At 53.9% G+C, this 14,412-nt stretch carries 12 protein-coding genes and 2 pseudogenes; 5 read left to right on the top strand and 9 right to left on the bottom strand.

Annotated features, from left to right (window positions below):
* Positions 1–178 precede the first annotated feature (178 nt).
* Together D8U60_RS07705 and D8U60_RS07710 are read right to left on the bottom strand one after the other, a co-directional pair.
* Positions 179–1,111, bottom strand: coding sequence for a hypothetical protein (locus D8U60_RS07705; protein ID WP_125926560.1), 933 nt, complete (start codon positions 1,109–1,111; stop codon positions 179–181).
* A gap of 290 nt (positions 1,112–1,401) precedes the next feature.
* Positions 1,402–1,836 (bottom strand): annotated as a pseudogene (locus D8U60_RS07710) (transposase); the annotation flags it as partial.
* Positions 1,837–2,205: 369 nt separating this feature from the next.
* On the opposite strand from D8U60_RS07710, the gene D8U60_RS07715 reads away from it, so the two are divergent.
* Positions 2,206–3,843: a hypothetical protein gene (locus tag D8U60_RS07715; protein ID WP_125926559.1), complete on the top strand. Its 1,638-nt coding sequence runs from the start codon at positions 2,206–2,208 to the stop codon at positions 3,841–3,843.
* Between the two features lie 165 nt (positions 3,844–4,008).
* Here D8U60_RS07715 and D8U60_RS07720 read toward each other — a convergent pair whose 3' ends face one another.
* From D8U60_RS07720 to D8U60_RS07730, 3 genes are all read right to left on the bottom strand, one after another.
* Entirely contained in the window at positions 4,009–4,677 is a 669-nt protein-coding gene (locus tag D8U60_RS07720; RefSeq protein ID WP_125926558.1) for a hypothetical protein, read from the bottom strand.
* A complete protein-coding gene (locus D8U60_RS07725) occupies positions 4,677–6,725 on the bottom strand; it encodes a patatin-like phospholipase family protein (RefSeq protein ID WP_125926557.1) in 2,049 nt (682 codons plus the stop codon). The genes D8U60_RS07720 and D8U60_RS07725 overlap by 1 nt, the downstream gene beginning before the upstream one ends.
* A gap of 259 nt (positions 6,726–6,984) precedes the next feature.
* On the bottom strand, positions 6,985–7,479 hold the full coding sequence (locus tag D8U60_RS07730) for a hypothetical protein (protein WP_125926556.1): 495 nt from the start codon (positions 7,477–7,479) through the stop codon (positions 6,985–6,987).
* A gap of 319 nt (positions 7,480–7,798) precedes the next feature.
* Between D8U60_RS07730 and D8U60_RS07735 the strand changes: the two genes are divergently transcribed.
* Positions 7,799–8,026 carry a hypothetical protein gene (locus D8U60_RS07735; protein WP_125926555.1) on the top strand — a complete coding sequence of 76 codons (228 nt, stop codon included), beginning with the start codon at positions 7,799–7,801 and terminating at the stop codon, positions 8,024–8,026.
* A gap of 298 nt (positions 8,027–8,324) precedes the next feature.
* Here D8U60_RS07735 and D8U60_RS07740 read toward each other — a convergent pair.
* The 3 genes and pseudogenes from D8U60_RS07740 to D8U60_RS07750 form a co-directional block, all read right to left on the bottom strand.
* Positions 8,325–8,483 (bottom strand): annotated as a pseudogene (locus D8U60_RS07740) (PLP-dependent aminotransferase family protein); the annotation flags it as partial.
* A gap of 49 nt (positions 8,484–8,532) precedes the next feature.
* The gene (locus D8U60_RS07745) at positions 8,533–9,999 is read right to left on the bottom strand and encodes a hypothetical protein (protein WP_122698204.1); all 1,467 of its coding nucleotides are present in this window, start codon (positions 9,997–9,999) and stop codon (positions 8,533–8,535) included.
* A 550-nt stretch (positions 10,000–10,549) separates the two neighbouring features.
* Entirely contained in the window at positions 10,550–11,572 is a 1,023-nt protein-coding gene (locus tag D8U60_RS07750; RefSeq protein WP_016774849.1) for a zinc-dependent alcohol dehydrogenase family protein, read from the bottom strand.
* Positions 11,573–11,842: 270 nt separating this feature from the next.
* On the opposite strand from D8U60_RS07750, the gene D8U60_RS07755 reads away from it, so the two are divergent.
* From D8U60_RS07755 to D8U60_RS07765, 3 genes are all read left to right on the top strand, one after another.
* The gene (locus D8U60_RS07755) at positions 11,843–12,757 is read left to right on the top strand and encodes a LysR family transcriptional regulator (RefSeq protein ID WP_016774850.1); all 915 of its coding nucleotides are present in this window, start codon (positions 11,843–11,845) and stop codon (positions 12,755–12,757) included.
* A 143-nt stretch (positions 12,758–12,900) separates the two neighbouring features.
* Positions 12,901–13,191 (top strand): type II toxin-antitoxin system ParD family antitoxin, encoded by a 291-nt coding sequence (locus tag D8U60_RS07760; RefSeq protein WP_123442394.1) that lies wholly within the window; start codon positions 12,901–12,903, stop codon positions 13,189–13,191.
* Between the two features lie 2 nt (positions 13,192–13,193).
* Positions 13,194–13,571: a type II toxin-antitoxin system RelE/ParE family toxin gene (locus D8U60_RS07765; RefSeq protein WP_130887938.1), complete on the top strand. Its 378-nt coding sequence runs from the start codon at positions 13,194–13,196 to the stop codon at positions 13,569–13,571.
* A gap of 78 nt (positions 13,572–13,649) precedes the next feature.
* On the opposite strand, the gene D8U60_RS07770 is transcribed toward D8U60_RS07765, so the two are convergent.
* A complete protein-coding gene (locus D8U60_RS07770; protein ID WP_122881639.1) occupies positions 13,650–14,411 on the bottom strand; it encodes an SDR family oxidoreductase in 762 nt (253 codons plus the stop codon).
* Between the last annotated feature and the right edge of the window lies 1 nt (position 14,412).

Consider the following 14,412-nt stretch of genomic DNA (forward strand, 5'->3'; position numbering starts at 1 on the left):
ATCTCTTCGCACACCTGCATGCCCTGCTTGCAGCGGAAGGGATAGCAACAAGCTCAAAGTCGCACGGTCAGCGGAATCAGCGACTGGGACTGCGGCAGGTGTTGAGTTGATCTGCACAAGCTCCTACGGTCTCAACTCAAGAGCTTGAACACTGATTGGTGGCATGTAGGCTGTCGTGTTAGTCGGCGGCTTTGCGATCGTAATGAGCCTTTATTTCGGCAAGTGTGCCTTCGCTGAGTGCTGCTGTGGCTGCCTGAATTTCGCCAAGGGCTACGTCAGGGTCGCCGCCGATGTTACCAAGCTCTGTCATTGCAACGGACAGTTCTACATACGCTCCGCTAGGTGGCAGTGCTAGCAGTGCAGAAGGCTCCCCCACACCACGCAGATCTTCGCTAGCCGTACGTAGAGGCAGCTTACGAATGGTGGTGGTGCCTGTACCCAGCTTTTTGATCTCCAAGTCTTTCAGCGCAGTCGTTACAGGAGAGCTTGCTGATATGGCGACCGCGACGTTGATCTCGCCCTCGGCCAAGTTAGGTTTAGAACACCCAGCCGTGCATACCGTAGTCGAGATACTCTTTTCGACATTGGCGTAAATGGGGGTGAGTTGGTAGGCATTCTGACCAAAGGTTTTTATTTTCAGAACGACTAATGCGCTTGGTTTGCCTGCTTTGTTTGGTTCTTCACCTGCCATCTCTACTGGCTCGCCTCGATACAGCACGAGGCATGATCCGTTCCTGATGGAGTCGCTCTGAACTACGGCCTTGAATGGGAAGGATCGTGACGATTCTGCCTTAATTTTTTTTACGTAACCGCTGGCTTTTTCACTCATGTTATCCATCACTAGCTTGGCTGCGATCGGTACCCAGATAGCGGCACTCAATCCTGCCACGGGGCCTTTCTGGCACTCGTTGATTACGGCTTGAGAAGGCTTGGGCTTAGTTTCTCCCCAAAGGTAATGCTGGGTTCCGGGATGGGTAACTTGCAGCAGTCCGACATCTTTAGCTTCTGCATCCACCGGGGTTTTTGAGGTGGTTGCGACCTTGATGGTCTCGCACCCGGACAGTGAGATCATCGGTAAAAGCACTAAAGTAACGAATACGAGAGGACGCATTGCAGACACTCCTTTTGGGTTGCGTGGGATGGAGCATAGATGAGCAAATCGTCTTTGGTAGCTACGCTATTGCTTGCAGCTCTCTTGGGCTTTAAGGTAGTTCCAGCTTGAAGATCCTCCATCATGGTACGCAGGAGGGTTTCGCATTGAAGTACGGCTTCGGAAGGTGAGTGCACTCTGAGGTACCTATTGGATAACGTGTGCCAAGGCTACCTCTCGACATTTGAGGGTGACGGTTCCTATTTGAAATTCTTTCTAAGCGAATAGGTACGCGCACAACAACACCTGCGATAGGCATACGGATCATGCCCATTCACGCGCGCCGACTGGATCAGGTTCATGATTGCAGCCGCCCGCTTGGCACTGCGCAGTGACCCGACAAACAACCAGTTCGCGCGTCCGAGCGCCCATGGTCGTATCTGGTTCTCGACCTGATTGTTGTCGATCGACACATCCCCATTGTTCAGGTAGCGCATCAGCGCTACCCAGCGTTTCAGGCTGTCATCGAGGGCTTTGGCCTTGGCTGATCCATTGGGCACCAGGTCGCGCTGGGCCAACATCCACTCATGCAGTGTTTTGCTGATCGGTACCGCCAGTTTCTGACGTATTCACCAACGATCTTCATCATTCATGTCTCGCGCTTGGCGTTCGATCTCGTACAAGCCGCTGATTGAGTGCAACGCTTGTTCGGCCAACTAGCTTTTGTTCGCGACATGTAGATCGAATCCCCTCAACAGGATGCCCTTCTCAGAAGCTGGGCATGATCTCCGAAGTTGCTCTAGCCACCAATGGGGCAGACTGGCCGGTAAAGAACGGAGCTAGTAGTAGGGTGTAGATACCATGGATGAGCTTGCAGCTGGCCCTTCGGCGCGACCAAGCTTCTTCCCCTGATCTCGCCCCGACTGGAAGCTTCCGCCCACGCCAATCAGATGTACGACCCTCCAGGCTGAGCGCTCTTCAAAACCGACGGCAAAAATCCAATTAGTGAAGCTACTGATTAGGGCGCCCTCAGCAGGCATCGTGCTATTGTCAGGCAGTAGCGCTTTGACATCAATCAACATCAGGGCATCGGCTTCAGGGAATTGAGCTCGAATATGAATGTAAAACCAAATACTCGGTACAACTACCCACAGCGGAATAAAGCTTATGAGAGCGAAATTGATCTAATACTCGCGACTGAGCTAATGACAGTCCAAAGCATTAAAGTGTACCTAGACGCATTAGAGACCCTACTAAACAAATATCACGAAGAACCAGCCACCCACACACTAAGAAACTTGTCGAGATACGTCCTCCGAAACAACATCGACTTGCGACTTAACCACCCCTGCTATTACCTAAGCGGTAATCATCAGCAGTATTTAACAGAAACCGCTGAATACATAAAACTCCTTGCAGAGTCTCTAAAACCCAACAATGCAAACCGCTGGGACACCATAGAACTAATCACATACAACATTGAAACCCTTATCAGCCAGAGGAACGCCACAAACGACGATATCAAAAAATTTATTCAAGAAAAATTTAACATCCACCCTGACAAAGACTACATTGAATTAGGGCCTAATCTTGAAATTCGGTTGTTCTTTCCGGAAACCGTTATATACATTGTGCGCTCATGGCAAAACTTCAGTCTACCTACAAGTAGGCATGCGGTCGCTTTAATTGCTTGCACAACTGATTTGAGCTCCGCACCAGAGGAGATTTTTGCTACCGGGCGTCTCCGCACCCTCTCTAGCCTTAACCATTTCAATAAATTCGAAAAGATTTGGCTACAAAATCCAATCCAATCATGTATAAATATGACCGAAAACTCAATCTATCGCATGAAATGGAAGCACAGTGAATTTGAGCAAATTATTCTTCAGCTCGAAAATCTTTTCAATGAACTAAGACAGATCAGCATACAGACACATTTCGCAATAGAGCCTAAGGGGCACTTAGTCTTAACCGGCGTAAAAAGCTGCTTGAGTCTTATTCATCCACTGCTAAAAGCTGTAGAAGCGCTCCCCGACTCAGAGGTCAGAAGTACAACTACCAACAGACTAGAACAAACCGCATTTTCATTATCTGCATTTTTCACAAACCTTTCAACCAGACTAAACACCAAGAAGTATATTGCTAGCTCACTGAGCAACATACTAATCAACGATGGGCTCTACAAGCACAAGCAAAAACCCAGAGCTCTAGAGCACGCATTCAGCGAAGAAAACCTCAATACCATTTTAGCTGGCAACCTCGCGTGCTTCTATCACAATCAAAAATCTATAGACGTCTTAACTGAAGTACCGATGGGCGCCGGATTTGCAGACGTGGTAGTGAAATATGAAAAAACAGTGAGCGCGATTATCGAAGGAAAACTAATAAAACAACTTAATCAAACGGAAGCCAAAGTGCTAGATGGCCTCAACCAACTTTACAATCGTTACGGCGACCACAACAGCATTCTCGACACATTCGGCATCGAGCTTTACTTGGTAGTATTTGCTTATGACCAAGTCCTTAACAGCCTATCAAAGGCGACACTTGAGGCCGTAAAAAAATTCAGCCACAACCATAACATTGAATTGCAAACTCACTTTGAAAACCTAGGCCACCTACACTTCAGCTACTTAGACAGCCGCACAGGTACTGGGCTCCCACCAAAGAGACGCTCAATTTACATATTCTATTGCAATATGGAAGTCGTGAAGAAAAACGAGCCAGAATACCGAAGCCAGCGAAAGCTATAAACTTCCACCCAACACACCAACATCGCCATCTCAAACAAGCCTTTACTCAGGTCAAAATCTAATAGCGATGTTTACAGCCTTCGATTTCATCTCAAACGAGCTGAGACTGAACTGGTTAGACGATACTGCAGTTAAGGCCAGACGATTTCTCTGGCCATAACAACCTCAATACGTCAGACCATCGGGTTTACCACCTTCATTATCGGTGCGATGGCCATCATCCGCCGGGGATGATTTAGGCTCACCCTTGGCAGTTTCATGTCCAATCGAGAGCGCTCCGCTGGAGCTTTCGCCGAGGCGGGAACGATTCAGGAGTTTCGTAAAGGTGTCAGCATCCAACTCGTCCGAGCCGTGCGATGCCTCTGACAAACCCTGCTCAAGTGACAAATCGGGCTCACTCGATGTGTATCGTTCAATCCAAGCCTTGGCGTAGCCAGTGTTATCACCGCTCATGAACATAGCAACCAGATCGCTTATGTTATCGGCAGATGATTTGATGACCTCGCTGGTATTATTTGGCAGCTGTTTTTGGATATCAGGATCTTTGATCCAATCATAAAAATCCTCGGTTTCCATGCTAATTGCGCTGCCCTTGAAGCGTTGCACGTCTTTGGCAATAGCATCGAAGTGTGGCTTCGTTTCGTTTGTCAGGAGCCACCCGGCACGCCGTAGCGCATCAACATGCTCATGACGAACTAGCCTGCTCTGGACTGCCTCACCAACCCACTCGCCTAGCACTTTGATACGAGGAGAGACATTGACCCCAGTCGCGTGATCCGGCACGTCGATCTCCCGCGTGCCCCGGAGACCATAATCAATCAGCATCTTACCCATCACACTCCCCTCTGCACAAAGTCAGCCAGTCGCAGCTCTGATTTAATCGCTACACTCTCTAACTCTAGCACCGCCGTTTTAACGGATGCCACGAAATCTTCGAAGGATTTAATCGTGTGCCTGCTGCCGTTATCGATGTGAGCGTTGGTTTCGATAACCAGCACACATCCCCTTGGGTTCTCATGCTCGTGGTAATTTGTTGCCCGCTCACTCATTTCCATCGGAATACAAATCAAGCACTTAGATTCAACCCATAGGTGTTCGCGACTAAGTGAAGCCTTGGATTGACCATCGAGATCAAAACATTGGTCGCGTTTCTTCTCCCAAGCCGTGATCGCGCGATGCTCTCTGAAGGACTGTCCATTAGGTAAACCGACGTCTTTCTTTTCGTAACCGGCACTCAAAGAAATCTTGAATACGGATGGATCGTTAAGATCCTGAAGCGCCAAGCCAACCCTCAACCTCGCACCGATTGGGTCAGTCAAAGCCCAATTTTGCATCGACTCAAGCAACAGCTCTAAGATTGCCTGCTGAACAGCACCAAGGAATCGCTTTGCGACGTCATTGCGCAAGAACAGATCATCAATCAACTGGGCTTGGGAAATGATCCGGGCGCCCGTGGCCTCAGATTTCAAACGATATACTGGAGCGTCAAAGTCAAGCATTCCCAGTGAGGTTTTCAGGATGATATGAGAAATTTTACCCGCTGCTCGGGTGTGAACCTCAACGTTGCCGTTGACCACAGTTCCCGTGATCGCTGACAACCAGTGCTTGGGGGACGAATTGGCGGGTTCACCGATAGCCAACGCGACAGTGGCCACGTCCCCCTGCTTGCGTCGCTCATCATCAAAAGGCCAGGCAGGAAGGTTTGATACCAAACCACCGTCCTGGAACTTTGTGACTTCCGGATCTTTGTTTTTCTTGTTGTTGACATGCCTGTAAAAGGTCATTGCCCATGGCTTGAAAATTACGGGTAGACAGACGGAGGCAGCCACCGCATCGGCAACCGCCACATCTGGCGTTCGCTCGAAACAAAATAGCTCCAATTTCTGAGCATGCACATTCGTGGCAACGATTTTTAGAGGAGGTTTCCCAGCCAGTTTGATATCTCGAAACGTCACACCAATACTCGGATTAGCAGGCTTAACTTTATTCGATAGTGCAGCACTGATGAATTCCCTTACCCGAGACACATCAGTTATTCCGGAGATAATCCAACTGACAGCTGCAATGGCGAGAACGCCAGACAGGACTACTAATGTCACTAGCAAGGTGAGCTGGGTGTCACCCAGAAGTTTTAACTTAGGTGTAAGTGTCCCAGCAAAGTAGTAGATCAAGTAAGGGATGCCCAAAACGTAAGCCCAAGGCCTGACGTAAAACCAGCTTCTGCGCACTAAGCTTTTGGTTACGGCCTTTACCTTATACCACTGCCGGCGCACGAATGAGCCCTCAGGTGCTGGCGTTTCGCTGAGGATGTCAGCCAAGCAATCGGAGATTGCTCCCATCAGATTGGCCATTGGTGAAAAGGCCGTTTTGCATCCCCGACCGAAGTTCCGGGCAGCTTTGAGGGCTAGCCATCCCCAAAAAGGGAACAAGTCCGTTGGCTTCTTAACTACATTTGATTGCAGGGTCTCAAACAGATTGCCGCTACCATCCAAATTGAAGAGCTCTTTAGGCGTATACCCTACAGCAAGAAGCGCCGCCACAATCGACCCTGCCGAGGTACCCGAAATGCCTCGGATATCAAAATCCAAATCGTTCAGCGCGGTAACGCCGCCAATATGGACGATCCCCTTCGCTCCTCCGCCTTGCAGTGCAAGAAAAATCGGCGGTTTGACTTTTGATTTCTTACTATCACGGACGATGTCACTCAGCGAACCCTGAGGATTTTTTCGGCTTTTGTTGCCTTGTTTGAGCTGAGTGGCAATCGGTAAATTCGACGTGATAGCTAGGCCACCTGGCTCTGAAATGCTGGTCATGGCTCGGATGACGTCCTTTTCGCGATAAATATTAAGCTGCGCAGGATAATCCATCTGATCTAATGGCATCCGATGCGCCGGTTTGGTAATTCACAGCCTCAGCCTGATAAACCGTGGTTCACAGACAGGCGACCGCTCTCTTGTATTCAGAAAGCGATCAAAGCATCGACATACCGTGCTTGCCTGGCTGCTGAGCGTCCTCAGCGGCGCCGATCTGCAGGGCCTTGGCGATTAACCGGAGGCTCCTCCGAACGCCGTTGATACTCAGTGGTAGGCGGAGGTGGCGGAACGCGCGTTTGCTCGTTATTGCTTGGTTTCTGGTTGTCGGTCACGCAATTAGCTCCCTTAAGGTGACTAGAACAGCAAGCGCCGCAAAGGCCCCTGCTCCGATTATGATTTCCTGGTACGCCAGATCGAGTGGCTTGGTCTTCTCTGCTACCGTGACCTTCAGCGACTCCAGGGTATCGATGTAGCAGTTATAGATGTGCTTCTTCTGCGCCTCTTCATCTACTGCAATCAGATACTCGCCAGTCGGACGCGAGGACGGCAGGTTCGGATAGTCCTTGATCCGGAGCGCACTCAGCGCGTGCCCCCATGCGCAGGCGATGGCGAACGCTGCCACGGCGAAGGCAATGAAGATCAGTATGGCCAAGGGTGACCCCAGCTGAAAAATGACGCCGTTCTTTAGGCCTGCGATTGCGCTGAGGCCTGCGATGAGAATCGAGACCGCCGTGAAAAAACGTGCGCTCTTGTTCTCGACGTGGTTGAAGCGTTCCTGCTCATCCTTGAACCTGTCTTTCAGGTAGGAAATGGTTTCGTCCATTAGACCATCCAGAAGTTGCTGGCATGCTTGCACACGGGACGTGACATCAGCTGTGGCAGTCGCACGTACTAGGTGGCGCTATGATAGCGTTTTAGTGCCTCGTCGGGCACCCAACGCTACAAGAAAGGATCTGACCGGTGAGTACTAGCCTCTATCGCACCCAGGTAGCGCAGCATCAGCGCACCATCGCCAGGCTCCAAGGTGAAAAGTCAAGAAGGTCAAGGCAGCGGCGAACGCTGGCAAGAAAAGCGCCGATGCCAGCGCCGCAGCTAGCAAGACCTCCTCTGCCTCAACTATGAAGTCCAACTTACGCGACGCCATGCGCTACGACAGCGAGCAAACCAAAGCTCTCTCTGATGTGAGCCAGTTGGAAAAGAAAATTTTTGAAGCACAGAAGCGCCTCGCACAGAGTGAGCAGCGCTTTGCTGATGCACTCAAACGCGACCAGCGACGTGCAGATGCCGCGCAAGAGCTATTTTGGTCGAATACAGCCCTCGCCAAGTATGCGGGATGCGAGACGTGGGATCAGCATCGCGCTGGGGGATAAAACGAATGATGACGATGATCTCACACGGTGACGCGGCCTTTGCCGCTAGGTACTTGAGAGCGCGCAGAAATCTAGCTCTCCCCACGTAGTAGCGGACGAACAAGGCCTTTGACCGGAATTGGGTGGAAATGGAAAGGATTTTTGAAAGTGTAAACAGCGGGCATCATTTGCTGGCTATTTTTACATTTTTCCGTGTTATTATTGTCGTGAGTGACAAAGTAGCTCCGCGTCCCTCACAAACCAAGGGCCCTGCTAACGACATATTTTTTACACAGTCGTTGACAATGCGGAGTGTTTAGGCGTACTGCACCGTTGAGATGGAGACATTCAGTCGATCCGCCAGTTGTCGCAAGGAAGGCATGCGTACCGCCGCACCACCTCCGGCGTCATCAATCAGCGTGGTCAGATATCGATAAACTGCCTGATAAACAAAGTCGTTGTCCCGCGCGCTTTTCACACCCTCATTTCCGTAGATATCGGTTCACAACCCAGGCTCCGGCTCACCGTCAGCGTTCCGTCGACCGCTCGAACGGCGCAGCCGAGCGCGCCTCATCCGAACCCGAACTCTCCGAGGCCAATTGCGCGGGCGCATGAATCTGCACAGGGCCCGTTGCATAGAGGCGGATCACCAACCTGACTGGCAACCCGCTCACTTCCGTTATCCACTTCAAAACCTGCTCCGGCGCGTGCAAGCCTTGCATGGCGCGGTGCAGGTCAGGCATGGCGACCAGCATGCCGGGATGACAGTTGCGCAGGAACCGCTCGAGACCTTTGCCGTTGTCGATGAACGGCGCAAACAGTAGGCACACCAGCTGCGTTTCGCTCAATCCGAAACCATTGATGAGGTAGTCCTCGGCAAGCGCCCGCAGCTGCTCTGGCCCGCCGGCATTGTCATAGCTGGCCAGCAAGTGCTCGCAGACAGATTCGGCGACCTGTTTTCGCCGCATGTCGGCCAGCGTGTGACGAACATAATCGTCGATACCCGCCTCATAGTCGCGCCCCTCGATGAAGCGTGCGTACAAACCTCGCACGTGCGCCGAGATCAGAGGGTCAGCGAATACCGCTTCGCCCTGGTACAGCGCCAGGTCGTCAGGTTCATAACCGAGAAATTCGCCCAGCAGCGGCCAGCGATCCTCGATTTTGCCGACCATCATGTCGTTGATGTCGATAAAACTGGTGCGCCGGCAGGCTTCGAACTCACCTTCCGGGCGCCACGCTATCCGGTCATCATCTGCGCGCAGCTCGCGGTAAAAATCATCACCGAGCCCGTCGAGCAGCGGAAAAAGCGCTTCGAATCCGGCATTGACCAGTTCTGGACCGGCTATTGCCACTCGCTGCATTGCACGGTTCAGGCCTTCGAGGAAATGCTGCTGACTGCCTTTGGTTTCAGTGCTGATCATGGCGTCGACACCATTGTTCCAGCGGGCGATCTGGCTGTAGTACTCGGCCGTCGCCAGATAGGCGTCATCCCATAATTCAGGCGTTTCCAGCCAGGTGCGACAGTGCCCGACCAGCAGCAGATTGACGCGGCTGGCCTCACGCCCTTCGCTGCTCACAGGCGTGCGATGGTCGAACGGCAGCACTTCGCGGTTATCGACCATCAGCACCTCGACCCGCGGATCGTCATAAAGAAACAGTGCGCTGTAGCTGCGATGCAGGTTTTGCAGGGCGAGCGGGCTGTCGCCACTCCAGCGCAGGGACGCCACGCGCAACTGGAAGGTCGCCGGGGCACGTCCGGCGATGGTCAGCTGTGCGGCCCGGAGCAAGGCCAGGGTGTAGCAGCCGTCACGCAGGCCGGACTGAGGCACCAGCACCTTGAATTGCCCAATGTTTTCCATGCCGCCTGCGGCCACCACCAGGCGCTGTATCAGCAACTGCAATGCCGTGCGCTCGGCTCGGGAAAAGAAACTCAGCAGACGCTGCAATACTTGCTGATAGACATAGTTCATTGCCTGATCATGGATCGTGCTCATCGGTATTTACCCGGTATCAAAAGTTTCATGCCGCGCAGACATGACAATGGGCGCGCGGCAATTGGATCAATAAGTAATAGACGCTGAAATGCTAACACTTACAAAGTTGTAGTTATTTGAAACACTTCACCTGAATAAAGCCATCCAGATGCCAATCGTCACGTTCAACCACCCGTATTCATTGGGCTTTCGCCATTCGCAAATGATCTGAGGAAACTTCCCACAACGTCCCACGACAAATCATTACAAGAAAAGGAGAAGCAACTTCCGAAACGCCCTACAGCAATTAAACAGAAATTGACGAAGCCAGCCGAGCCAGCCATTTGATATTGCCTTGGACAAACTGAATGCACAGCCATAGCTCATTCCTTGAGATGAAAGTAATCATTCAATTATCAGTACTTATAGTGTGATTAGAAGATACAGATCGAAGGCAAAAACCAGTTCAGTTGCTGAAGGGCCGATGCTTCGATATCGGGAAGGGTTTACTGACAGCGGAGGATCTAAACAGAAAAGAGTCCGTGGCGGCCACGGACTCTGGTGAGCGGATTTACGCGGTTTCCACTTGCAGGGCCACTCGCTCGCGGCATGGGCATTCGTCCATGTAGCGATGCGCTTCGACGAACTCGTTGAACGCGAATACACGCGTCTTGAGCGGCAGGAGCACGCGGTCAGCGGTCAACTGGTTGATGTCACGCAAAGCACGCTGCAGAGCGACGTGGTCCTGGACAATGCCCAGCTCCGGCTTGCCGGTGAAGTTGCCGATGCAGTGCACGAAGAACTGGATGTTCTTCTGAAACGCCGCACACGCCGGGAACGGGGTCTGGTTACCACCTTGCAGGCCGTACAGCACCAGACTGCCGCGTGGCGCCAGCACATCGCCAAGCAACGACATCTGCGGGCCGCCAAGACCATCGAACACCACATCGACGCCGCGGTTGTCGGTGATCTTGTTGATGCGCATCAACAGATCTTCCTCTTCGGTGACGATGACCTTCTCCGCACCGAGGGACAGCAGGTACTCACGCTCCTCTGCCGATTTGGTCGCGGCGATCACTCGCACACCCAGCGCTTTGCCCAATTGCACAAACGACGGCCCGGCGCAGTGGCTGGCGTCAGTCACCAGGGCAAATTGACCCGGTTTGACCCGCGCCAGATCGGCATAAGCGAAGTAGGCGATCAGCAGCGGCGTGTAATGCACACTCGCTTCGATCGGGCTGAGCACATCGGGATAACGGGTCAGCGCGGTGCGCGGCAGAACGATCGACTCGCCGTAAACCGGATAGTCGTTCGGGCTTTCCGCCGGAAAGCTGGCCACTTTGTCGCCGACGGACAGGTCGTCGACATCAGCGCCCACCGCAGTGACCACGCCAGCCATTTCATGACCGAGGCCCGAAGGCAGACGTGCCTGGGACGACGCCAGATTCTGGCGCCACAGGGTGTCGTACCAACTGATGCCGATTGCCTCGACACGCACCTGCACTTCGCCAGGACCTGGCTGAGCAGCCGCATGCTCTTCGCATTTGAGCACCTCGGCCGGACCAAACTTGTGAAAACGGATCGTGCGGGACATCGCAAACCTCGTCAAAGTAACCTCTAATGCCATGAACTCTATCTGGGCTTTGGACCCAAGACCATCAGTGGCTATTAATAGTCGACATGCCTGTCATTGATTCCGCATCAAGGGCGGCATTGGCAGAATCCATGAAAAAAGGCCTGCCACCGTCGCAGTAAAGCTGAATTTTCCGGTGCAGAGTACCAGCCTTTCCCCGTAAGATTCATGCCGGCCATTGTTCTCATATGGTCGCCCTCGTCAAGTTTGATGACTCTGCCAGGACTCCAGATGAATCGTAATGACCTGCGTCGTGTCGACCTGAACCTGCTGATCGTGTTCGAAACATTGATGCACGAACGCAGTGTGACTCGGGCCGCGGAAAAATTGTTCCTCGGCCAACCGGCTATCAGTGCGGCCTTGTCGCGCCTGCGCAGCCTGTTTGACGATCCCTTGTTTGTCCGCACCGGCCGCAGCATGGAGCCGTCCGCCCGCGCGGTGGAAATCTTCGCCCTGCTCTCGCCCGCCCTTGATTCGATCTCGACCGCCGTCAGTCGCGCCGCCGATTTCGATCCGGCGACCAGCACATCGGTGTTCCGCATTGGATTATCCGACGACGTCGAATTCGCCCTGCTGCCGATGCTGCTCAAGCGCCTGCGCGCCGAAGCACCAGGCATCGTCCTCGTGGTGCGGCGGGTCAACTACATCTTGATGCCGGGCCTGCTCGCCTCCGGCGAGATTTCGATCGGCGTCAGCTACACCACCGACCTGCCGGCCAACGCCAAGCGCAAGGTCCTGCGCCGCAGCGCACCGAAGCTGCTGCGCGCCGACACCGTGCCGGGGCCGCTGAGCCTCGACGACTACTGCGCCCGACCGCACGCACTGGTGTCGTTCGCTGGAGACCTCAGTGGTTTTGTCGATGAAGAACTGGAAAAACTCGGACGCAAACGGCACGTGGTGCTGGCAGTGCCACAGTTCAACGGACTCGGCACGCTGCTGGCGGGCACCGATATCGTCGCGACCGTGCCGGATTACACGGCTGAGGCACTGACGGCGGCTGGTGGGCTTCGTGCTGAAGATCCGCCACTGCCGACGCGTACGTTTGAACTGCACATGGCTTGGCGTGGCTCGCAGGACAACGACCCGGGAGAGCGGTGGTTGAGGTCGCGGATTCAGATGTTTTTCGGGGATCCGGATAGTCTTTAGGTATCGTCGGCTAGGGTGCTTTATCGGAAGTACCGTAGGACGCACCCCGTCGGAATCAGATCCCGATTCAATATCCGGACGGGCAAATTGGCATAATATGCCAATGTTCGTAACTACCGGTTTGGCCAGCACTGGAGATAATTATGGCGACCCGAAACGTAGTGCTCACTCCTCACCAGGAACAGGTTATTCATGACCTTGTCCAGTCAGGCCGGTATCAGAATGCCAGTGAGGTAATGCGCGAAGGCTTGCGGCTGTTGGAGCAGCGCGTCGCCGAAGATACCGCCAAAATCGAGGCACTGCGTCAGGCGACCTCGATCGGCATCATGGATCTTGAGCGTGGGCGTTTTACTCAGGTGAACGAAGGGGATCTGGAACGTTACCTTGAAGGCTTGAGCCAGGAGGCTACCCTCCCCGCGCGCGAGAAACACTGAGGATACCGCGATATCGGATTTCCAACCCCGCGCGCGCCGACATTGTCGACATACTCAGACTCTCCCATACCCAGTTCGGCGACCAGGCCCGCCAGCGCTACCAAGCGCTGATCCTTGCAGCGCTGCAAGCGCTGGCCGACAAGCCTTATCGCATTGGCAGCCATGACCGCGATGAGCTTGCACCAGGCCTCCGCAGCTACCACCTCATCTATTCACGCCAGCAGGCGAAACCCACTCATGGAACGGTCAAGAGCCCGCGCCATATCGTGTTCTATCGCGTGGCAAATGACGACGTGATCGAGGTCGTCAGACTCCTTCATGACGCCATGGAAGCGCATTTGCACTTGCCTGCGGCTGAACGACCTGACCCCATGACCTGACTGGCCAAGAACAGGAAGATCAGGCGCCCCCTCTGAATCTGGACCCTGAAAGCCCTTTAGCCTCTTTCCCGACCCGAATCACTTGCCGCCAGTCACATCCAGAAAAGTACCCGTGACAAACGAGGCCTCCGCGCTGGCCAGCCACAAGATGGCCCGCGCCACCTCTTCCGGCTGACCGCCCCGCCCCATCGGGATCGTGTCCTTCACGCGATCCACCCGCCCCGGTTCGCCGCCGCTGGCGTGCATGTCGGTATAGATGTGCCCCGGGCGAATGCAGTTGACCCGAATACCCTCGCGCGCGACTTCTTTGGCAAAGCCGATGGTGAAAGTTTCCAGCGCGCCTTTCGATGCTGCGTAGTCAACGTATTCATTCGGGCTGCCCAGGCGCGCCGAGGCAGAAGAAACGTTGATCACTGCCCCACCTGTGCCGCCGTGCCGATAAGCCATGCGCTTCACCGCTTGCTGCGCGCACAGGATCGGTCCCAGAGCATTGACCGCGAAGATGCGCTGCATGCGTTCAAAGCTCAGGTCCTCCATGCGTGACTGTTTTGCCAGAACGCCAGCGTTATTGACCAGAACGTCGATCCGTCCAAATGAGCGATCGAGAGCCGAGAACAGTTCAGCAACCTGCTCGGGGTCAGCACTGTCAGCACGCACCGCGAGGCCTTTGCGCCCCAATGCTTCGATATCCGCCACCACCGCCAGCGCGGCGGACTCGTTGGCGACGTAGCTGATGGCGACGTCGTAGCCTTGCGCGGCAGCGAGTCGGGCGGTGGCGGCGCCGACTCCGCGACTGCCGCCGGTGATCAGAATCAGCGGGGCCTGCGAAACGTTATCCATG

This window comes from Pseudomonas sp. Sample_11 (assembly GCF_004307505.1).
GTDB classification, from domain to species: domain Bacteria; phylum Pseudomonadota; class Gammaproteobacteria; order Pseudomonadales; family Pseudomonadaceae; genus Aquipseudomonas; species Aquipseudomonas atacamensis.

Bases quoted from the DNA above. Each gene is read 5' to 3' on its own strand.
- D8U60_RS07705 (WP_125926560.1), bottom strand. From the start codon at position 1,111: ATGCGTCCTCTCGTATTCGTTACTTTAGTGCTTTTACCGATGATCTCA.
- D8U60_RS07715 (WP_125926559.1), top strand. From the start codon at position 2,206: ATGAATGTAAAACCAAATACTCGGTACAACTACCCACAGCGGAATAAA.
- D8U60_RS07720 (WP_125926558.1), bottom strand. From the start codon at position 4,677: ATGGGTAAGATGCTGATTGATTATGGTCTCCGGGGCACGCGGGAGATC.
- D8U60_RS07725 (WP_125926557.1), bottom strand. From the start codon at position 6,725: ATGCCATTAGATCAGATGGATTATCCTGCGCAGCTTAATATTTATCGC.
- D8U60_RS07730 (WP_125926556.1), bottom strand. From the start codon at position 7,479: ATGGACGAAACCATTTCCTACCTGAAAGACAGGTTCAAGGATGAGCAG.
- D8U60_RS07735 (WP_125926555.1), top strand. From the start codon at position 7,799: ATGCGCTACGACAGCGAGCAAACCAAAGCTCTCTCTGATGTGAGCCAG.
- D8U60_RS07745 (WP_122698204.1), bottom strand. From the start codon at position 9,999: ATGAGCACGATCCATGATCAGGCAATGAACTATGTCTATCAGCAAGTA.
- D8U60_RS07750 (WP_016774849.1), bottom strand. From the start codon at position 11,572: ATGTCCCGCACGATCCGTTTTCACAAGTTTGGTCCGGCCGAGGTGCTC.
- D8U60_RS07755 (WP_016774850.1), top strand. From the start codon at position 11,843: ATGAATCGTAATGACCTGCGTCGTGTCGACCTGAACCTGCTGATCGTG.
- D8U60_RS07760 (WP_123442394.1), top strand. From the start codon at position 12,901: ATGGCGACCCGAAACGTAGTGCTCACTCCTCACCAGGAACAGGTTATT.
- D8U60_RS07770 (WP_122881639.1), bottom strand. From the start codon at position 14,411: ATGGATAACGTTTCGCAGGCCCCGCTGATTCTGATCACCGGCGGCAGT.